This window comes from Nostoc parmelioides FACHB-3921 (assembly GCF_014696625.1).
GTDB lineage: Bacteria > Cyanobacteriota > Cyanobacteriia > Cyanobacteriales > Nostocaceae > Trichormus > Trichormus parmelioides.
Genome location: NZ_JACJQL010000026.1, coordinates 24,688 through 46,349 on the forward strand (window position 1 = coordinate 24,688; position 21,662 = coordinate 46,349).

At 41.1% G+C, this 21,662-nt stretch carries 14 protein-coding genes; 5 read left to right on the top strand and 9 right to left on the bottom strand.

Annotation, left to right across the window (positions count from 1 at the left end; all coding sequences use genetic code 11):
* Nucleotides 1-63: 63 nt before the first annotated feature.
* The 4 genes from argZ to H6G14_RS17505 form a co-directional block, all read right to left on the bottom strand.
* Nucleotides 64-2,175 carry a bifunctional arginine dihydrolase/ornithine cyclodeaminase gene (gene argZ / locus H6G14_RS17490; protein ID WP_190568616.1) on the bottom strand — a complete coding sequence of 704 codons (2,112 nt, stop codon included), beginning with the start codon at nt 2,173-2,175 and terminating at the stop codon, nt 64-66.
* Nucleotides 2,176-2,672: 497 nt separating this feature from the next.
* Nucleotides 2,673-8,630 carry an AAA family ATPase gene (locus tag H6G14_RS17495; RefSeq protein WP_190568617.1) on the bottom strand — a complete coding sequence of 1,986 codons (5,958 nt, stop codon included), beginning with the start codon at nt 8,628-8,630 and terminating at the stop codon, nt 2,673-2,675.
* 483 nt (nt 8,631-9,113) lie between these two features.
* On the bottom strand, nt 9,114-9,572 hold the full coding sequence (locus tag H6G14_RS17500) for an NUDIX hydrolase (RefSeq protein ID WP_190568618.1): 459 nt from the start codon (nt 9,570-9,572) through the stop codon (nt 9,114-9,116).
* A gap of 331 nt (nt 9,573-9,903) precedes the next feature.
* The gene (locus H6G14_RS17505; RefSeq protein ID WP_190568619.1) at nt 9,904-11,118 is read right to left on the bottom strand and encodes a TetR/AcrR family transcriptional regulator; all 1,215 of its coding nucleotides are present in this window, start codon (nt 11,116-11,118) and stop codon (nt 9,904-9,906) included.
* Between the two features lie 270 nt (nt 11,119-11,388).
* Here H6G14_RS17505 and H6G14_RS17510 point away from each other — a divergent pair, with 270 nt between their 5' ends.
* Nucleotides 11,389-12,246, top strand: coding sequence for an acyl-CoA desaturase (locus H6G14_RS17510; protein ID WP_190568620.1), 858 nt, complete (start codon nt 11,389-11,391; stop codon nt 12,244-12,246).
* Between the two features lie 71 nt (nt 12,247-12,317).
* Here the strand turns inward: H6G14_RS17510 and H6G14_RS17515 are convergent, their stop codons facing one another.
* Together H6G14_RS17515 and H6G14_RS17520 are read right to left on the bottom strand one after the other, a co-directional pair.
* Nucleotides 12,318-12,545 carry a hypothetical protein gene (locus H6G14_RS17515; RefSeq protein ID WP_190568621.1) on the bottom strand — a complete coding sequence of 76 codons (228 nt, stop codon included), beginning with the start codon at nt 12,543-12,545 and terminating at the stop codon, nt 12,318-12,320.
* Nucleotides 12,520-12,744, bottom strand: a complete 225-nt coding sequence (locus H6G14_RS17520; RefSeq protein ID WP_190568622.1) for a hypothetical protein — start codon at nt 12,742-12,744, stop codon at nt 12,520-12,522. The genes H6G14_RS17515 and H6G14_RS17520 overlap by 26 nt, the downstream gene beginning before the upstream one ends.
* 282 nt (nt 12,745-13,026) lie before the next feature.
* On the opposite strand from H6G14_RS17520, the gene H6G14_RS17525 reads away from it, so the two are divergent.
* Together H6G14_RS17525 and H6G14_RS17530 are read left to right on the top strand one after the other, a co-directional pair.
* The gene (locus H6G14_RS17525; protein WP_190568623.1) at nt 13,027-13,977 is read left to right on the top strand and encodes a LysR family transcriptional regulator; all 951 of its coding nucleotides are present in this window, start codon (nt 13,027-13,029) and stop codon (nt 13,975-13,977) included.
* 397 nt (nt 13,978-14,374) lie between these two features.
* Nucleotides 14,375-16,795: a sucrose synthase gene (locus H6G14_RS17530; RefSeq protein ID WP_190568624.1), complete on the top strand. Its 2,421-nt coding sequence runs from the start codon at nt 14,375-14,377 to the stop codon at nt 16,793-16,795.
* Nucleotides 16,796-16,840: 45 nt separating this feature from the next.
* Here the strand turns inward: H6G14_RS17530 and H6G14_RS17535 are convergent, their stop codons facing one another.
* From H6G14_RS17535 to H6G14_RS17545, 3 genes are all read right to left on the bottom strand, one after another.
* Nucleotides 16,841-17,437 (bottom strand): peptidoglycan-binding domain-containing protein, encoded by a 597-nt coding sequence (locus H6G14_RS17535; RefSeq protein ID WP_190568625.1) that lies wholly within the window; start codon nt 17,435-17,437, stop codon nt 16,841-16,843.
* A 693-nt stretch (nt 17,438-18,130) separates the two neighbouring features.
* Nucleotides 18,131-18,475: a hypothetical protein gene (locus H6G14_RS17540; protein ID WP_190568626.1), complete on the bottom strand. Its 345-nt coding sequence runs from the start codon at nt 18,473-18,475 to the stop codon at nt 18,131-18,133.
* A gap of 72 nt (nt 18,476-18,547) precedes the next feature.
* Nucleotides 18,548-20,029 (bottom strand): CIA30 family protein, encoded by a 1,482-nt coding sequence (locus tag H6G14_RS17545; protein WP_190568627.1) that lies wholly within the window; start codon nt 20,027-20,029, stop codon nt 18,548-18,550.
* Between the two features lie 152 nt (nt 20,030-20,181).
* On the opposite strand from H6G14_RS17545, the gene H6G14_RS17550 reads away from it, so the two are divergent.
* Together H6G14_RS17550 and H6G14_RS17555 are read left to right on the top strand one after the other, a co-directional pair.
* A complete protein-coding gene (locus tag H6G14_RS17550) occupies nt 20,182-20,679 on the top strand; it encodes a HugZ family pyridoxamine 5'-phosphate oxidase (RefSeq protein WP_190568628.1) in 498 nt (165 codons plus the stop codon).
* A gap of 14 nt (nt 20,680-20,693) precedes the next feature.
* Nucleotides 20,694-21,584, top strand: coding sequence for an alpha/beta fold hydrolase (locus tag H6G14_RS17555; RefSeq protein WP_190568629.1), 891 nt, complete (start codon nt 20,694-20,696; stop codon nt 21,582-21,584).
* Nucleotides 21,585-21,662 lie beyond the last annotated feature (78 nt).

Below are 21,662 nucleotides of genomic sequence, written 5' to 3' on the forward strand. Positions count from 1 at the left end.
ACCTTTGGGCAAGTTAGAAGACAAGAGGTAAGTTCTTGTGCCTCCTGCCTTCTGCCTCGTTTATTACCCTACCGTAGAAACATACGGGCTTGTCAACTTATCCAACTGCTGAGTTAACAGACTGAGGAATAATCCCACATCTGTAACTACACCCACTGATTCGATAGAACCGCGATCGCTCAATTTTGTCACAACGGCCGGGTTAATATCTACACAGACCATTTTCACTCCGGCTGGGGTCATATTCCCCACACCAATGGAGTGCAGCATTGATGACAGCATCAAAATCATCTCCGCGCCTTCTAGGTGTTTGGCGTATTCCTCTTGTGCTTTGATTAAATCCATTTGGGTATCGGGTAAGGGGCCATCATCCCGAATGGAACCAGCTAAGACAAAGGGAACTTGATTGCGGACACATTCATACATCACACCGCTACGAATGATCCCTGCTTCTACACCTTTGGCGATACTGCCATAACGGCGGATAGTGTTAATTACCTTGAGGTGATGGCGATGTCCACCACGGACGGCGACACCACGCTTCATGTCCACACCCAAGGATGTACCCATCATATTTTGTTCGATGTCGTGGACGGCGATCGCATTCCCACCCAGTAAGGCTTGTACATATCCTTCCCGAATCAATCTGGATAGGTGTTCACCGCCACCAGTGTGAATTACCACAGGCCCGGCTGTGACGACTACTTTACCACCAGCATCCCGAATTTTTCGCAATTCCCAGGCGACTTGCTCAACCACCAATTCCACCCGCCGTTCGCTGGAAACGCCCCCAGACATAAAGCTGAATTCTTGGGTGTTGCGTTGTTCCCGTGATTCGGTTTTGCGGATGGTGCGGATACCCAACACATCGACAATTACCTGTTCACCCGCTTTGAGGTCACGTAATATTTTACACTGTGCTAGTAGACCATTGGGGGTTTGAGAAATGGCGATCGCTCCGTCCATCCGTTGATTTTCGACTTTGATCCACTGCCCATTTATTCGGACTTCTGTAGGGTAAATGGTACTTACATAGAAATCATCAGGGGCTACACCATCTTGAATTACTGGCTCAAGTTTGGCATCGCGCTCATCTTGGGGCAAGTCTACCGCACCTAAATCAATGAGCTGAGAAATGATTTCTTCCATCACCTCGTGAGAAGGTGCAGACACCTTGACTTCGGCGGCGGATGTGCTTTGGCGTTGTTCTCCCAAGTTAAAATTTAGTACTTGGAAGCTACCGCCAGTATCGACAATCATGTCTAAGGCGCGGTTAATCAAGCCAGAATCAAGTAAATGCCCTTCGATGCGAATAATTCGGCTTTCTACATATACGTTGGCGTGAACTTCGTCTCTGACTGGTTCTGTTACCCGTAAGGTGAGACATTTCGCCGCACCACCAGCCTTGAGAAATTCGGTGAGTGGAGTTTCCAGAACCCGGAAACCAACATCTTCCAAACTTTGTTTTAAAGCATTGCTGGCTTTGTTCATAATGACGATGCTTTCCACATTCACAGTGTTACAAGCAAAGTTCACAGCATCGGCTTCAGCAATAGCTATGCGTTTTTCTGGTGCAACTCGCATCTCAATTAAGCGATTGGAGTAAGAATCAAACGCACCAGGATAGTAGAGTAAATAGCCGTTAGCTAGTGGACAGAAACAGGTATCTAAATGATAGAAACGCTCATCTATCAATCGTAGAGATAATACTTCAATATCCAGCCATTTTGCCAAATATGGATGGGAATCTAACTCCGAACGAAAACCATAACCAGCCCACAGCCAACGCCCTTCTCTGTCTAGTAGCGCGTCGCCTGCACCTTCAAAAGGTAAGTCTTTAGGTAGTTCATAAACTTTGTAACCATTGGCTTCAAACCATTCTTTGAAGTATGGTTCTTCTCCCTGACGCTCTTTGTGTAAAAAGCGACTCAGGACAACGTTATCGCCCAACACCAAACCAGCGTTAGCGGTAAAAACTAAATCAGGCCAACCCTTTTGAGGTGTCACCAAATCTACAACGGCGTGTTCTTTAAGAATTTGGTATAGTCCCTGCCACTGTTCCACAGCGCGATCGCGTGATGACTTGTGAATATTCCCTTCCATCCAGGGGTTAATCACATAGTCCACATCATAGTGGTCAGGGGGACACATCAAAAAACGAATCCGAGAAGTCATAAAAATATTACAAATGCTACAAACTTAATTCAAACAGAAGTATTTTCTTTTTCCTTAATGTATATTCCTTGACTTAGTATCTATTTCTAGATAGTCGCAGGATTTACAAAAGTTTTGCTTTGATGCAAGTACCGGAAAAGCCAAAGTAATGGTAACAAACCTATAGGTTACTTAAATGCTAAGGACTTAGTAGTATACCTCTGAGGTTGCAATCTCGCCCTATTTTAGCCATATTTAGTTTTAATAATTTAAGTTAAAAATGAAAGATTTAACTTTATTTTTAGAACATAGTCCTGATCCCCAGAATATTCAGACAATAATTAGCAAAATCCTGGAACATCACAAAAATAGTCAACAGAATAAGCATATTACTCATCTTCTGGACGTTTTTATGCCATATGCTCTCTAATATAGATGTTAAATCTGATGAGGTTTTTGATTATTTTTGAAATCTTGTCGCTTGTTCAACTAGGTCATTGAGTCCTAGCTCTAGTGTACTAAAACCATGTTGTAGCTTGTTCAACGGGAATTTGTATCGTAAACTCAGTTCCTTGACCTAGCTCAGACCATACACTCAAGTTACCACCATGTTTTTCCACCACAATTTGACGAGCGATCGCCAATCCCAATCCTGTACCTTTCCCGACTGCTTTAGTAGTAAATAAATGTTCAAAAATTTTCTCTTGCACTTCTTGTGTCATACCTTTGCCATTATCACGCATACGAATATAAACTTGGTTTGATATAACTTCAGTACGGATAGTAATTTGTTGGGGATTGGCTTCCAGTGCTTGAAAGGATTGAGTTTGCGCCATTTCGTCAAACATATCAATAGCATTCGCCAGGATATTCATAAATACTTGGTTTAACTGTCCAGGAAAGCATTCGATTGTGGGTAAATCTCCAAACTCTTGTATGATTTGAATCGCTGGGCGGTATTCGTTGGCTTTGAGGCGATATTTCAAAATTAATAACGTGCTATCGAGTCCCTCATGGAGATTGGCAGAGATTTTGTATTCGGTATCAGCACGAGAGAAGGTACGAAGGCTATTACTGATATTTGTGATGCGATCCGTTGCTCCTTTCATAGAATCGAGTAACTTGGGTAAGTCTTCTAAGAGAAATTCCAAGTCGATATCTTCAGCATGATCTTGAATTGCCTCAACTGGGTTGGGATAGTGCTGTTGATAAAGAGCTAAATGTCCCAGTAAATCTTGTACGTAATCTTGGCCATTGGTGATGCTGCCATTGAGGAAACCGATGGGGTTGTTGATTTCATGGGCGACACCTGCGACCAAATTTCCTAAAGATGCCATTTTCTCACTTTGGACAATTTGGAGTTGGGTATTTTGGAGTTCGATATCTGCTTGATGGCGTTCAATGGCAATGCGAGCAAGATAGGTGGCAACTTCCATCAATTTACGATCATGCAGGGTAAATTCACCAGCTACAGGCAGATACATGGCCAGGGTCGCCAGCACCTGTCCATCCGCACCTAAAATTGGTGTGGAGGTACAAGCCCGCAAACCAAAGTCTACGGCGACTTGATAATTAGCCCAGAGGGGATCGGTGGCAATATCTGTAACCGTGACAGATGCTTTGCAATAGGCGGCAGTCCCACAAGAGCCGACCTCTGGGCCAATTTTAACGCCATCAATTAAGGCATTATAGGCTGCTGGTAAACTGGGCGCTGCGGCGTAACATAATCGCCCTTCGGCATCAATCAGCAAAAAGGAACAATAGGCTGGATGATGAGCGTGGCTTTCAATGGATCGGGCTGTTGCGGCCAAAATAGTGTTTAGAGAAACTCTCTGGGCAATCAGTGCCAAAATTTGCTGTTGTCCATTAGACAGTGCCAAAACTTCTGCTAAATCCTGAGATTTTTGTTGAGCATCTTGGAGTGAGTGTTCCAACTGTTGATAGAGTCGGGCATTTTCTAAGGAAATGGCAGCTTGGGTGCAGAGGAAATTGAGAATTAAAATCCGCTCTTCGGTAAATACTCCACAAATGAGTTGATTGTTGAGATATAAGATGCCAATTAAATGCCCTTGATGGAGTAGGGGCATACATAGTACACTTCTGGGCTGGTGTTGTCTGAGATAGTCACCAATTACAGGTAAGGTAGTTTCCATGTTGTCAATCACTACCATTTCTTGGGTGTTTTTGACGTACTGAATCAGCTTTACTGGTATATGGGGATGATTGATGAGTGGTTCAGTATACAGTTGTGTTTCATTGGGAGTAGCGATCGCCCGCACTTGCCATTCTCCAGTCTCACTCGGCAATATCAAGACACAGCGATCGCTTCCTGAGTTTTGGAGAATGATTTGGGTGAGTTGATGTAGAAGTTCATCAAGTTGAATGTTGCTGGATAGAGCTTGAGAAGCTTTGAGGATAGCCGCAAAATCGAGAGCTTGATTGATGCTGATACTACTGGAACTATGGCGATCGCTGTTATGACCAGATACAGTTAACGGGGAGATCGTGGCTAGGGTACTCAAAATGCTCGTAGATGCTTGTGTCTGTTGCAAGATGGGACGGAGCAGATCGGGATAACGGGTTTCTAAGTCAACGACTTTGGCTTTAGCTCCCCATCGGGCATAACAGTAGTAGGCTTCCTGCATATAGCCTGCGGCGACTTTCTCTTTCCCCCAGTTGAGATAAAATTGGGCGGCGAGTTCGTTGGCAAGGGCTTCTTCATAACTATACTCATGAGCTTTTGCTGTAGTTATGGCTTCTTCGTACAAGTTAATTGCTTCTAATTTTTGTCCCTTGAGCCGCGCTTTTTCTGCTTGTATAAGGAGACACTTGTGAACAATGTTTGCCGGACAGGCTGCTTGCCACTGATTTAATTTTTCTTCCAAAGGAATCAAAGCTTGCCAGTGTAATTGACGTTCTTGCTCATCCTGAGCAGATTCCGCCAGAGAGATGTGCATTAATGCTACATAGAATACACTAGAAGGGACTTTAGTATGGCTGGAAACGGTATTTTCAATGATGCTGAGTTGGGGAATCAAATCTGGGTATGCAGCTTGATTACCGAACAAATAGCTATTGCGAATTTTTACAGAATACAGCCAGGCTAAATGATACGGTGTGTCACTGTATTTTTCTAGATACTTAGATTCACTAAAGTAATCGTCATCAAAGATTAAATGTGTGTGAGTCAAACCCAGAAGATTACGAATGGGTTGAATAACTCCAGCTATTAAGGCATCTAAATTTTCAAAACTTTTAATATGACGCAAAAAATCAGCATGGGTAGTGGCGATCGCATATAATTCATCCAGATTTTTACCATAGGTGAGGCGATCAGAACCACTTTGCATCATCATAAAGCCAACGGTTAGCCAGTTTCCGCCATCCATCCCATATTTATAGGCATTGTCGTAGTAAATATCAGCTTCTCGAATGGGGCGACTCCAGCTATGTACATCCGCAGCAAAGAGAAAATTAGTCATTCCCCGGACATCTGCATTGTCAAATTGTTCGCACAGATGTACAGCCATATTTCCAAACTGATAAGCAATCGCAAATTCCTTCAACAAGGTATTCGCAATTAAGCCATAACCCACATAACCAAAGGGCGACATATCGCTATTGCCATACTGTAACGAGAGGGTCGTCATTTTAGCCAGTGCAAGTAACGCTAATGTGGGTTGACCATCTAGCCAAGCCGCATAAAAAAGAATTTGCAAGATTCTTAAGAGTTCTGCAATGTTTTCATTTTCCATCTTGGGAAATGACAGAATCGATTCAATCGTTTGTTGCTCTAAGAATCGATTGACTGTAGCAATTTCTTCCTCCAGGGTAGCTTGAATACTCTCTGGGGTTTTTGGCATCATCCAGCCTAGAAGTTGTAAACTCTGGCGTTGAATCGCGATCGCTTCTGCATTTCGACCCTGAAGCTGATATTGGGTCATCTGTATCCGATAAACCACCGCTTTATCTAGGGGGGTTTGAGCGTGGTCTAAAGTAACTACATAAAGGGCTTCTGCTCGATCGAAATTACTACAGAGATAAGCCGCTTCCGCCCCTTCTCGGTGTAAAGTATATATCAAGGCATAGTCAGTCTGCCAAGCTTCTGTAGTCAACAAGTCTATGCCACTATCATAATAATTTTGAGCAGCTTGATAGGCAGCAGAGAGTTTTGCCTTTTGTCCAGCTTGCAGGTTTAACTGAGCTAGTTGCTGTTTTTGCACGGCATCGGAGATTTTACCTCTGCCTAAGTTCAGTTGATTGACAATCTCAAAAATCTGTTCGATTCTTTCTAGGGGCGACAGTCCTTGCAGCAACAATTGACCAATCTGCAAATGCGTTACTTGTTTTTGGACTTCAGGTATCAAAGAATAAGCAGCTTGTTGGACGCGATCGTGCAGAAACCGATAATTGAGTGTTTCCTGTGGGGAATGCTGTGTTGTTTGAATTTCTTCTAAATAAAATTTATACAAATCACTTTGCGGCAGAATCAACCCTTCCTGTAACGCTTTCCACAATGTTGTTGCTACGTCTGTCGGGGATTGCTGGGAAACGATCGCTAATGTGTTTAGATCAAACTGTGCGCCAATACAAGCTGCCAGTTTCAAAATCTCTTGGGTGGCTTGTGGGAGTTTTTGCAATTGCTGCGCCATCAATTCGACCACATCATCAGTCAAAGCCGCATCTCGCACTTGCACAATATCACACTGCCAATACCCTGCATTTGAGTTAAAAGTAATTAACTGGTCTTGATGTAATGCCTTCAAAAACTGGGTCGCAAAGAAAGGATTACCATGAGTTTTCTGCATGACCAGTTCTGTCAGTGGTTTTACTACTGTTTCCTGGGCATGAAGAGTGTCCGCAATCAGGTGATTGAGACTAGTAAAACTCAGGGGTTGTAGGGTAATGGTATTAATCGTTGCTCCGGCTTTCTCCATGCCCTCTAGGGTCAACGTTAACGGATGAGCCGCAAAAACTTCATTATCCCGATAAGCGCCTAACAGCAATAAACAGCCTGTTTGTGATTCAGACATTAAGACCTGAATCAAATTCAACGAAGCTGAATCTGCCCATTGCAAATCATCCACAAACATCACTAACGGGTGTTTCGGCTGGGTGAAAACTTGAATGAACTTTTGGAACAATAAATTAAATCGATTTTGTGCTGCTGTTCCCGATAATTCCGGCACTGGGGGTTGTGTGCCAATGATGCGTTCGAGTTCGGGGATCAGTTCTACAACCACTTGGGCATTTTCTCCCAGTGCTGCGAGAATCTGAGTTTTCCAGTGTTGTAATTGGGCATCACTTTCACTGAGTAATTGCCCCATTAAGTCCCGGAAGGCTTGCACAAAGGCTGAAAAGGGAACGTTACGATTAAACTGGTCAAACTTACCTTTGATGAAGTAACCCCGTTGTTTGATTATGGGTTTATGTACTTCATTGACAACGGCTGTTTTGCCAATACCTGAAAAACCAGCCACCAGCATTAATTCTGTAGTTCCGACTGCAACCCGTTCAAAGGCATCTAGCAGGGTTTGGACTTCGGTTTCTCTACCGTAGAGTTTTTCGGGTATGATGAAGCGATCGCATAAATCCCTCTGTCCTAACTCAAACTCTGCAATTGACCCCGTTTGTTTCCATTGGTTGCAACATTCACCTAAATCATGCTTGAGTCCCAAGGCATTTTGGTAACGATCTTCGGCATTTTTGGCCATGAGTTTGGCGACAATTGCCCCCAAAATTGGCGGTACATCAATGCTTACCTCATGGGCGGGTGTGGCAATTTTAGCGATGTGACAATGCACCAATTCTAAGGGGTCGTCGGCAATGAAGGGTAGGCGACCTGTGAGCATTTGATACAGGGTGACACCGAGGGCATAAAAATCACTACGGTAATCGATACCGCGATTCATGCGTCCGGTTTGTTCGGGGGCAAGATAAGCTAAAGTGCCTTCCAGGGTGTTGGGGTTTTGGATTTCCTGGGTTTCTTTGGGCAGTAGTGAAGCAATGCTAAAGTCTATCACTTTAACTTGCTTTGATTCTGGATGAATGAGGATGTTGGCGGGTTTAATGTCTTTGTGGATGACTCGATGTTGTTGTAGTTCGTGGAGAATATTAGCCAATTGGATGGCAATTCCTAAAATGTCTGCTATGTCTAATGACTGTTGCTGGATATATGTTTCCAGAGATATACCACCCCAATCTTCCATGATTAGGGCATAGCTATTACCAAACTTCTCTAGACTCAAGGGTTGGATAATGCCGACAATGGGTAGATTTTTGCTAATTGCATATTGATTGCGAAACTGTACCAATTCCCCAAATGTAGGATACTCTCTTTGCAGCACCTTAATGACAACTGGTAATTTCTGAATATACTGTGTTGCTCGATATACAGTAGTACGTGAACCCCAGTAAATTTGTTCAGTGATGGTGTAGCCAGAAATTACCGGGAATTGATGTACTGTAGATGTCATAACCTGGAGGACTGATAAGTAGAACAGCGTAAATATTGGTTGTTGGATAAGACCGGGGTCAGTTCGCGGATCGTGTCGCAGACAAGTCAGAAGGGAAGAGGGCTTTAGCCTAATTTATCTTTCTTAACATAGTTGTCTTTTTTACCACTGACTTAATGGTCTTCAAAGATGATTACTATTATTAAAATGCCCAAAAATACCAGTAATCTAACAATGTTGGTTAGAGACTATTTATAAAGTAAATCTTAAGAAGGGGAGGTAAAAAGCGGTGCACGCCACCGTTAACTGCTGACTGATGACTGTTAACCGTCAACCGTCAACCGTCAACGTGAAATTCCATCCCCTTTTAGGGGTGGGATGAGATTATCTTGGAAATCAGCGCCTAACACAACGCCAGTTGCTACAACGGAGGGAACCTCCGCAACGCACTGGCTCCCCTACAATAATTTTATTTTTGCTTTATAAATAACCTCTTAACGTTAATCAGATAGACTGTTGACTTAATTCCAAAGATGAGGAGCAAGAATGAGATTTTGTTTGGAGAAATCCTTTTAAAATCCGTTTGAGGGAATCTTTTTTAATGAGTTTAATAGCTTGATTGGCATCTAACCAACGTCGATATCTTTTATTAGCTTCTGGATAATTATTACTTACCATTTCGACCGGTAATAAATACATTTTAACTTGGTAAACTTTGCCTCGTTTACGATATTTATAAGTACCTAGCTCATTAATATCTACTTGCCCGATAACTCCAGCTTCTTCCCATGCTTCTTTAGCGGCTGAATCAGGGGGAGTCATGCCATTAACAATCCCACCTTTGGGAATTACCCAACTTTGGCGATCGCGCGTTGTAATCAATAATATTTCGATTTTTCCATTTCTCTCTCTATAAGGAATGACCCCAGACTGATTGAACACTTTGCTGGCTTTTTCTCTCATGAGACTTCTATCCTTTAGCTCACTTTTTTAGTCTATGGTTTTTACTTTGAGATATTCAGTGTTGATCAACTATAAATTTTTGTGAATTTATATTTTATTTCGTCAATCTTTAATATTCACATCAGATACTGTGAATTTTCTACACAAGAAGATGCACAAAGTTAAATCAGCTAATCATGAAAAAATTCCCAAATGGGGGATAAATTTTGTCTAGCCAGCAGTAGTTTTCACTCAGTTTCTCAGTCGAGTCTCCTATTCAACCACTACACTGAGACAGACCCCAACAGGCGATCGCTCACGATAAAGTAAAAAAAATCACTGTCCTCATTTCTTAACATGGTTTTTGATCCAAACGAGTTGCCTGCTCAAGGGCAGCTTTTTCCTTAGCTCTGTGGGCGTATGCTTGTAACTGAGTGCGATCGCAAGCTGTGATGATGCTTAAATTTTCTAGACTCATTCCCCGCATCAACATTTCTACACGCCAAGTATTTTGTGCTTGGTCAATTTCTGGTAGTTGTCCTTGGGGAGTTAATAATGCTTGAGTCCATGCTTGCCAATATTCCAAAACCTCTGATTCAGTTATCGGTTCACCTGCTGTATTGATAAACATGGCAGCATAATTATCTTTACGACTTTTCAGCCATTTAGTTAACGGATTATCCGTGTAGGAACCATAGCGTTTACCCAAAATCCACTGATTGACGGGAACTTGGCGGACAAGTCCGGGGATAGTGATTTGGAGAAAATGCCCATGAGAGTCGTAGATTTGGTGATTGCGTTGTAAATTAACGATTTCTGTAGCGGATAAGCCAGCTGCGAATAAAACGTAGGCGATCGCATAATCTTGTGTGCCTACCTTTCTCGCTTGTCGAAGAATTTCGTGAACTAATGTAGCAGGTAAATCAGCGACTTCTTTAGTAATAAGTTTTCTTTCTTCGTTAGCAGTGGCTGACATCGCCCCATGCAGAAACAATTCCACCAAATTTTCTAGAAAATCATCCCGATTTTCCCATAATTGGTGAAATTCGCTGGTAAATTCGATCACCGCATATCCTAAGATCATTCCATTGAGCAAACTTGCCAACTTCTCTGCGGGTAGATAAGTGTTTAAATCCCCTTGCTGGATCACAGTGGCTAAATATTGAGCCACATAACGGTTAGCCTCTGTTAGCCCCCGTCCTAAAGCACGACGATTCTCTGCCGGAAATTGGTCAGCTTCTCCTACCACAGACCTAACTAGTTCTGGTACTCTTTCCAAAGCGTGCAAGCTCTCACTTGCATAATCCTTTAATGCTTGGTAAACATTCCCTGGAGGAGTTGCCCGTTTTACCAAAGATTCACCCAAATTTGTAAAAGCTGCCGATTCTTCTAACACAGCCAAAAGCAATCCATGTTTGTTACCAAAATTTCGGAACAAAGTCACTTCATTAACTGCGGCTTTTTCAGCAATTTGGCGGGTGGTAGTGCCACTAACTCCCTGAGCCGTAAATAACTCTAGTGCAGCTTGTATCAAGCGTTGGCGAGTTGAAAGCGGTGGAGAAACCATAAACAAAATGCAAGTGCTACTTGCACAAAAAGAAAATAAGGTGTTAGCATATCCAATGTAAGTGATACTTGCTCTAGTTTACTGTAACGCATAGGTCTATATGAGTCGTGCCAATTCTGCAAAATCAAGCACCAGATACGAACTCAGAAATCTTGATTGAATCTGATGCTTCTTAATTTTGTGGCTTGCTTCCCGTGGGGTGTTTTGAATTGGTATGATGCACCAGGTACAAGAGCAAATCGCTACCTGATCCATTAATTAGGAATTGTTATGACCGTAAAACATCTGGCAATTGCCCCTGAGGGGAAGAAGTCATTGCGCCTCAGCTGGACAAATGTGGCATTTTTTACAACTTTTCATGCTCTAGCTTTATTGGCTCCTTGGTTTTTTTCTTGGTCAGCATTGGGTTTGCTGTTGTTTCTCCACTGGTTATTTGGCAGCATTGGCATTTGCCTTGGGTATCATAGATTACTAAGCCACAAAAGTTTTCAAGTACCCAAATGGTTGGAATATGCGATCGCCACTATCGGCGCATTGGCTATGCAGGGAGGGCCAATTTTTTGGATTGGGGGACACCGCCAGCATCATGCTCACACCGAAGATGTCTATCTAGATCCATATTCTTCCCAGCGTGGATTTTGGTGGAGTCATATGCTGTGGATTTTATACCCCCGCTCCGAATTTTTCGACTATGAAGTCTATCAAAAGTATGCACCTGACTTAGCAAGACAACCATTTTATCGTTGGCTGGATCGTTATTTTCTGCTGTTGCAAATTCCTTTTGGATTAATGCTTTACGCCATCGGGGGATGGTCTTTCGTCATCTATGGTGTAGTTCTCAGAGCAGTATTTCTATGGCACTCTACTTGGTTTGTCAACTCTGCTACCCATATGTGGGGCTATCGTACCTTTAACGCTGATGATAATGCACGTAATTTGTGGTGGGTATCTATAGTAACTTATGGTGAAGGTTGGCACAATAACCATCACACCTACCCCAACGTAGCAAAAGCTGGGTTCCAGTGGTGGGAAGTTGATGTCACTTGGTGGAGTATTAAACTGTTGCAGACTTTAGGTTTGGCGAAGAAAGTAGTTTTACCGCCATCACAAAGAATGAATCAAGGCTGATCAAGCAACCAACGCTTATGCTTTAGTCCAGATGTGTATCCAATGGGTAATGGGGAGAAACCAATTACCCATTAATAGGAGTTAGCCTTGTTTGAATTGGAGCATAAAGCCCGTGGTATGGCTTCTCCTGTCGGAGAAGTTGCACCAACGCTTAACACCCAGTGGTATAAGAACTGATAACAACCAATACCCAACAAAAAGCGATCGCCTAATTTAGAGTTGTGCGATCGCTTAATAATGGGAGTTGGATAGTGAAAGATTAGGCAAGCTGATTCATACCTGAGATAAGGCAGAGTCAACTAATTTTTTAAATTTCATATAAGCCTCTGGTGCTGTCAGAATATTTGAGTTGTGTTCTTCAGGGAGGCAAAATTCTTGGCTATCTGGGTAATGATGAACAATAAACGAGGGTATTATTCCCAACTTGACGGCTTTTTTCCCTAGCTCCTCTGCTTTTTCTGCTAGGGTATTTTCATCATGAAACAAGTAGTTACTCATAGGATCAATAGGAGCTATTTTCTATTTTTACAACCTCGCTGTGCTAGGAGTTGATAGAGTTTATTCACCACTGCTCATCTCCTTCAAAGCTTTTATAAACTAGAAAGTTGAGGAACTTGTGAGGAAAAGTATCAAAGTCAGCAAAATTTGATAAAGTCCCCGATCACTAATTCCTCATCTCCCATCCTCACAAAATCCTCATAATTTTTACTTATTATCTGTAATACTAGCCAAGTACAAGTTACTTTTGCTTGACAGTAGCTTGTCTGTCGAATTATTTATATGAACAGTTATCTAGATTTAATCCACAGAGATAGCCTTTTAAATTCCTTAAGCTTAGAGCATTTGAGAATTTTTGAGGCGATCGCACGACATAAAAGCTTTACCCGTGCAGCCGAAGAGTTGTTCACTACCCAACCTTCTGTATCCCGTCATATTAAACAATTAACGGAAACAATTGGGTTGCCTCTATTTAAATATGTAGATAATTGCATTCAACTGACACCAACTGGGGAAGAATTGCTCATTATTTATAAGGAAATATTTCAGCATTTAGAAAATTTTGATACAAAATTAGTTGATTTAAAAGATAGTAATCATGGTTACTTAAAAGTCTCGGCTGTAACGACAAGCAAGTATGTGATTACTAATTTGTTGCAACCATTTTGTAGACTTTATCCTGATATTAGAATTGCCCTTGAGTTTACAAATCATGAAGTAATTTTGACAAGAATACAAGATAATGCGGATGATTTTTATATTCTTGGATATCCACCAAAGAAAGAAGATATTGAAATCAAGCCATTTATGGATAATCCTTTAGTAGTAGTCGCTCCAGCAAATCATCCTTTTGTGAAGCAATCATCTATTTCTTTGGAACGTTTAGCTAAAGAACAATTGATTATGCGAGAAAGAGGCTCGGAAACTCGTATGGCTGTAGAAATGTTGTTTGCTGAACGGGGAATCAGAATGCCAGTTAAATTGGAGGTAAGTAGTAATAACGCCACTAAACAAGCAGTACTTGAAGGTTTAGGACTAGCAGTTTTATCAATACATACCTTATATCCTGAATTACAACGAAATCAGCTATCAATCGTGAATGTAAAGGGGTTTCCTATTCTTCAACAATGGCAAATAGCTTATCCAAAGAAAAAATGGCTGTCTCCTATTGTGAGTACTTTTTTAGAATATTTACTAACAGAGGGAGTAGGAACTAAAGGTGGGCATTTTTGATTTTGAGGAATCTGGTAATTAGGTGATAAGCTATTCTGCTTTTAAGTTGTACAATCTATCGTGAGGGCTGTTAATAGTTATACTAATACCGTGCATTAGCTTAGATAATTGAATTATTACCCATTACTCATTACCTATTACCTATTACCTATATCGGCTGGGTGTAGTATCCAAACTATAACTAGAGTATAAAAAATTGTCTATCTTTAGTTAGAGCAAATAATACCTAGTTATCGATATTCTGAGTAAATAAGAACACGTTTTGATACGACAGATAAAAACACAGATAGATCAATATATCTGTGTTTTTTTGCGTTTGTACGTATTGAAATTCTAGGTTGTTAGCCTACGTTACCCTAGAAAGCAAATAGGTTAAATCTTCATTTAAGGGGTGAATATGTCAGAATTAATGCAAACAATTTTAGATAGTGAAGAAAAAAATGATTTGCGCGCATTTATTAGTGAGTTGCGTCAGCAAGATAAAAATTACCTGCTACGCAACGATATACTGAATGTGTATAGTGAATACTGCTCTAAGTGCCAGAAATCGGAAACTTCTTATAAGTTTTCCAATCTAGGTAAACTTATTTACTACACTCAAGAAATAATTCAAGAAGACTCGAATTTTTGTTTCATTATTCGTCCTAATATTGCTGCTCAAGAAGTATATCGACTCACCGCAGATTTAGACGTAGAGCCGATGACTGTACAGGAATTGTTGGATTTGCGCGATCGCCTAGTCAATAAATTCCATCCCCATGAAGGCGATCTATTAGAACTGGATTTCGGCCCCTTTTACGACTACACCCCAACCATCCGCGACCCCAAGAATATTGGCAAGGGTGTACAATACCTCAACCGTTATCTCTCTAGTAAACTTTTTCAAGACTCTCAACAATGGCTGGAAAGTCTGTTTAATTTCTTGCGCCTACATAACTACAACGGTATTCAACTACTGATCAACTATCAAATTCAATCACAGCAGCAATTATCGCAGCAGGTTAAGAAAGCACTGAACTTTGTGAGCGATCGCCCCCATGATGAACCCTACGAACAATTTCGCCTGCAATTGCAAGCTATGGGCTTTGAACCAGGGTGGGGTAATACAGCCTCTCGTGTGCGGGATACCTTAAACATTCTGGATGAATTGATAGACTCGCCTGATCCCCAAACCTTGGAAGCTTTTATCTCTCGCATCCCGATGATTTTTAGAATCGTCTTAGTTTCAGCCCACGGCTGGTTCGGACAAGAGGGGGTTTTAGGTCGTCCAGATACCGGCGGTCAGGTAGTTTACGTCCTTGACCAAGCCAAGAATTTAGAAAAGCAACTGCAAGAAGATGCCATACTTGCAGGTTTAGAGGTGTTGAACGTCCAGCCCAAGGTAATTATCCTCACCCGGTTGATTCCCAATAGTGACGGAACTCTGTGTAACCAAAGGCTGGAAAAAGTCCACGGTACAGAGAACGCCTGGATTTTGCGCGTACCTCTGCGGGAGTTTAACCCCAAGATGACGCAAAACTGGATTTCCCGATTCGAGTTCTGGCCTTACCTAGAAACCTTCGCCATAGACTCGGAAAGAGAATTATTAGCAGAATTTCAAGGTAGACCCGATTTAATCGTGGGTAACTACACCGATGGGAACTTAGTTGCTTTTCTGTTGGCGCGACGGATGAAAGTTACCCAATGCAACATCGCCCATGCTTTAGAAAAATCCAAATACTTATTCAGTAACCTCTACTGGCAAGATTTGGAAGAAAAATATCACTTCTCCTTACAGTTCACTGCTGACTTAATAGCCATGAATGCTGCTAACTTCGTCATCAGCAGCACCTATCAAGAAATTGTTGGCACACCAGACAGTGTAGGGCAGTATGAGTCTTACAAATGCTTCACCATGCCGGAACTGTATCATGTGGTCAACGGCATTGAATTATTTAGCCCCAAATTTAACGTTGTACCGCCTGGGGTAAATGAAAATTCCTACTTTCCCTACACACATACTCAAGACAGAATAGAAAGCGATCGCGATCGCCTAGAGGAAATGCTGTTTACCCTAGAAGATTCTAGCCAAATCTTCGGCAAACTCGACGACCCAAATAAGCGTCCTATTTTCTCAATGGCGCGACTTGACCGCATTAAAAACCTCACAGGTTTAGCAGAATGCTTTGGTAAAAGTAAAGAATTGCAAGAACATTGCAACTTAATTTTAGTTGCAGGTAAGCTGCGTATCGAAGAATCAGAAGATAACGAAGAACGGGACGAAATCGTCAAACTTTACCGGATTATTGACGAATACAACCTGCATGGCAAAATTCGCTGGTTAGGTGTGCGCTTATCCAAAAATGACTCCGGTGAAATTTATCGTGTCATTTGCGATCGCCAAGGCATTTTTGTACAACCAGCATTATTTGAAGCCTTTGGGTTGACAATTCTAGAGTCAATGATTTCCGGATTGCCAACATTCGCCACCCAATTTGGAGGGCCATTAGAGATTATTCAGGATCAAATTAATGGTTTCTACATCAACCCAACCCATCTAGAAGAAACAGCCACGAAAATTCTAGATTTTATCACCAAATGCGAACATAATTCCAACTATTGGAAGATAATTTCCGAGAAAGCAATTGACAGAGTATATAGTACATATACCTGGAAAATCCATACAACCAAGCTGTTAACTTTAGCTCGGATTTACGGCTTCTGGAACTTTACCTCGAAGGAAAAACGCGAGGATTTATTACGCTATCTTGAGTCGCTGTTCTACTTAATTTACAAACCCAGAGCGCAGCAACTATTAGAACAGCATAAATATCGGTGATTTGTTATTAGTCATTAGTCATTATTGTCTACTTTTGGCTATGGACTATCTTGTCAAGGAAGACCAAGTATTGAAACCAACTACCCCATCTACTGACAGATTGCGCTGAATTTGAAAAGCTTTAACAGCAGTTTCAGTCAGCGCACCAAAATTCCCATCTACTCGAACAGCGTAGCCTTTAGCAACTAATAACCGTTGCAAAGCTCGTACAGCAAGACCAGAATTACCAAAACGTAGTGTAGGTAAATTACGACGAGTAGTAGACCTTCTAGCAATCAGTATCTCATTACGAAACCTTTGGCTTATCAGGCGTGGTTCCTGAGCAAACTTGACTCTGACAGCTTGAAAATTATTAAATTCATCCACACTATATAAGTCTTTCTCTAGAACTTTCTGTGTTTTTTTTATGAGAGATTTGTAATTGTCCGGTGGATAATTAGCTTTAATAGTTGAGTCATTTTCATTAAGCTGCGTGAATTCAGGAGGCGTGATTTTTACAGACGATATTAACTGATACGATTCACCCTGTATTGAGTTGTTCACGCCTTTGTCAAGCTGAATTGCAGGCTTTTTGGGTACGATAGGCGTAGAAGGTTGATTTTTTGCTAATACGCCCGTCATCAGCAAGACAATTTCATTCATGGTAATTGATGTCACTATGACCCATAATTCCTTTGACAGAAAAAAATAAATTATTCCGGAATAACGTCTACTTAAATTCAATAAGTTAAATTTGCATCGATGATAAATAATTTAGAAACTAGCTGCAAAATCACGCAGATATTCTACTTCCTGATTTTTAAGTGATAGCTTCTGTTTTTGCAGTCAGTCTTTTTGGTGATGGACTATTTTTTTGATACTTCATGCCACAGACTAATGTACATCGCCAAATATCAAACTAGTCTTTTTCTCTGATGTGTAATTAATTTGAACTATTTACAATACATCCTACTTAAGTCCTACAATTAAGTGTTAGAGAATAATAAACTCTAGATAATAAGAAATTTATTCCATCTGAAGCGGTATATATCCAGATAAATTTTTGCAATTTGGTATTCCCAAATTACTGGTGTTTTAATAAAGGTATTAATGATTACTTTTAAAAATATAAATAATGTCAGATTTCGTACTTTAAATACAAGACTTACACAGTTGGTATATTAGTAGAGTGCGCCAAGTATCAAAAATTTGTTTATTAACAGTATTCGAGCTACCTGACACAACCTAGACAACATATATCAGATGTAGATTCGTAGAGTGGGCATTGCCCACCCTACAGGTGCTTAGATATTCATGTGCGCGCAGTCTGCATCAAAAATAACCAAATCAGATTAATTAAGGTGATTCTAATTTAGTAACTCGCGCCTCTAATTTATTAACTTGTTGTTTCAATTCCACCACCAAAGTGGCTAATCTATCAAACATTTTCTCTTGTTCTGGCAAAGAGATATTTCTGCGGGAACCCGATGGAACTGTAATCGTTGTTCTGGGAGAGGATGCTGGCTGGCGGTTTTGGTTAAGTTGTGATTCTATTTGGTTTAATCTTGATAAAACCCGACTAAAATCAGCTTGCAAATTGTTCAGGCGAGATTCAATTTGTTGTGATGATGCTGGACTTGATAACAAACCAAGCCAAATCACCATCACTAAAGCCCCAGCAAACAACCATTTACGCAACATTTACTCTACTCCTTTGGGAAGTAGATTTATAAAATAATTATTTCCTCAACTTCCCTATTTCATTGGTATTATTTATCGGTCAGCTTCTAAATTGACAAATAACTGGTGCCAGTCAACAAACTCAGCAACATTCGTCTCTTCCTTGACCTCAAACGTAATATTACATTTCTTTTGTTGTAACGCTTGTACGCACAATTCTGCTACATCCTCTCGGCTGATTTTGCCCCGAATATTATCACCTTGCTCGAAAATTAATGCCTTGCTTCCTGCTTCTTCAGTTAAGGCACAAGGTCTAATAATAGTGTAAGGAATGCCGCTTGCTCTTAAACTATCTTCTCCTTTTAACTTCCATGTCAAAATCCCTCCCAGTTGGTCATTTAATCTAACAGCTGGGGGTTCTTCATCTAAATTAATTCCTGGCCTACCAGGACGGGTGACACCTGCGGAACTTACAAGCACAAATTTTGGTGTATTTACTCCGCCATAAGCTTTGATAAATTCTATATGTAGAGCAAAACCCCCTGCTGAGAATTTAGGATTTAAAGCGCCATCATATTCAAATTTACTTAACATTAATTGGAAGGAACTAACTCTGCTGCTGTCAATTGGTGGCGCATCTTGGACGGTTTTTGCCCGAAATACTGGCACTAATTCTGCAAAGGGAACACGGATATTAATCCATGTATTCTCTACAGTATCAAAAGAATAGCTGTATCCTAGCCCATCCCATTTAGTCTCTGTGCGTAGGAAGATTTTGTAACGTTGACCGTCACCTTTCACCCGCAACTCTACACCTTCGTAACCAGATAAATTGAATGGTGGCTCAAAGTTTCTTGTCCTAACAGATGCGAATCCTCCTGAGTTGGCGGTAGAGACATTACCAGCAAATAAAGCAGTATTTTCTACTAATTGAATATTACTAGCACTGACTCCTCCCATGACAACATCATCCAGCGCCCCCCAAATATTTTTTAACTCTGTTGAAGGATGGGTAAAATCAAATATGAGTTTTTCATTAGTTGCAGGTAAATAATTTGCGGCTGCTGTGACTAAATTTTTAACTCCTTGATATTCGACATTTTCTGGGGTATCACCGACGATTTCTGGCTGATAAAATTTCACACCTTGATAATATTTGGCTCTATCTGCGGTGTCTCCCTCTACTGGTTGGACGCGTACTGCGGTACAACAAATCACGGCTTGGATATTAGCCATAACAATAGGAGTTAGTGTTTCTGGTTTAGTAATGTCCGCCACTACTAAATCAACATCATCACCAAGAATTGACCGTGCTTTATCAATGTCTCGTACGAGGGCGCGGACTTTTTTACCGCGCTCTCTCAGTTTCTGTACTACTCGTTTACCAACACCACCAGTTGCACCTGCTACTAGAATTACACCCATGTTGTTTTCTCCATCAGTTCGAGGTTGATAATCCTGGGGACGACCTTGGATTAATTGCTGCACCCAACTCAAAAAAGGAATCACCTCGAAGTAAGTCAGCGTTTCAATAAACCTACATAAGTTCCATTGAGAACGATTTTTATCAGCCACAATTGCGTCCTCATAATTAGCGTCTTGCTACATCATAACGATAGGTGGGGAGTGGAGAGAGAGGAGGAGTGAAAAATCAAATAGGAGTTGTGTTTTGCTGAGGCAGGTTAGGATACTTAAGTAGTTATGATTAATCAAATAGAAATTGACTTATGAGCCAACTGGAAAAAGCTCAAGCTGAGTATGCAGGTTTTATTCAAGAGTTTCAAAGTGCCATCATTAGTACTATCAGCGAACAAGGGACTCCCAATGGTAGTTATGCTCCTTTTGTGATAGACGATGCTAAAAATATCTATATTTATGTTAGTGGTCTTGCAGTACACACCAAAAACATTGAAGCTAATTCTCTTGTAAATGTTTTATTTATTGATGATGAGGCAAAGACTAATCAAATATTTGCTCGTCGTCGCTTGAGTTTTGATTGTACAGCCACCCTCATCGAACGTGAATCCCAGACATGGAATCAAATTGTTGACCAATTCCAAGAGCGTTTTGGTCAAATTATCGAAGTATTACGGGGCTTGGGTGACTTTCGGATTTTTCAACTAACCCCCAAAGAGGGGCGTTTTGTCATTGGCTTTGGTGCAGCTTATCACATTAGTGGCGATCGCTTAGATACTCTCGTCCCCATCACAGGCGATAAAGGATAGGAAAATTAAACATTATGCTTCAGTTTCAACCGCCTGGCTTTGGTCACAAGGTCATCCACACATCTTTGGGCGCAATGGTTTACTATACCCAAACTGCTGCACCTTGGTGGGATGATGACTCTGAAGATTTACCACCCCTATTGTTTCTTCATAATTTCGGTGGGGGAGCGTCTGCTTACGAATGGTCTAAAGTTTATCCGGCTTTTGCATCTACACACCGTATTCTTGCACCTGATTTGATTGGTTGGGGAGAGTCTGCACATCCAGTCAGGGATTATGAGATTAGAGACTATCTTACAGCGATCGCAGAATTTATCAGCCAAACTTGTCAGCAACCAGTTAAGGTAGTCGCTTCTTCCTTAACTGCTGCTTTCACTATCCGTTTAGCGATTACTCAGCCCGACCTATTTGATTCACTCTATTTGGTCTGTCCTTCTGGATTTGATGATTTTGGTCAAGGTGCTGGTCGTAGATTACCACTACCGATAATTAATACACCTTTATTAGATAATCTCATTTATGCTTTGGGCGCAGAGAATGAAATTGCTGTGAGAAATTTTCTGCAAAGTTTTTTATTCGCTCAACCACAACGGGTTTCCCAGGAAATGGTAGACGCTTATTTATACTCTGCACAACAACCCAACGCCAAGTTTGCTGCATTATCTTTTTTAAAAGGCGACCTTTACTTTGACCTGAGTTTATACATTCAACAATTGATAACTCCCACAGTTATCTTTTGGGGAGAAAAAGCGCAATTTACCAAGATTGAATTAGGACAACGCTTGGCTAATTTAAATCCTGATGTAATTAGAAAATTTTATGCGATCGCCAACACAGGAATATTACCCCATTTAGAACAGCCAGAAATAATCATCGGCTTACTGCAACCATATGTAAAAGTATGAGGTTTTACGGGTTACGGGTGTTCACATACCCGACTTTTTTAAAAAGTCGGGTATCTATCAATACAGTTCAGTTAAGGC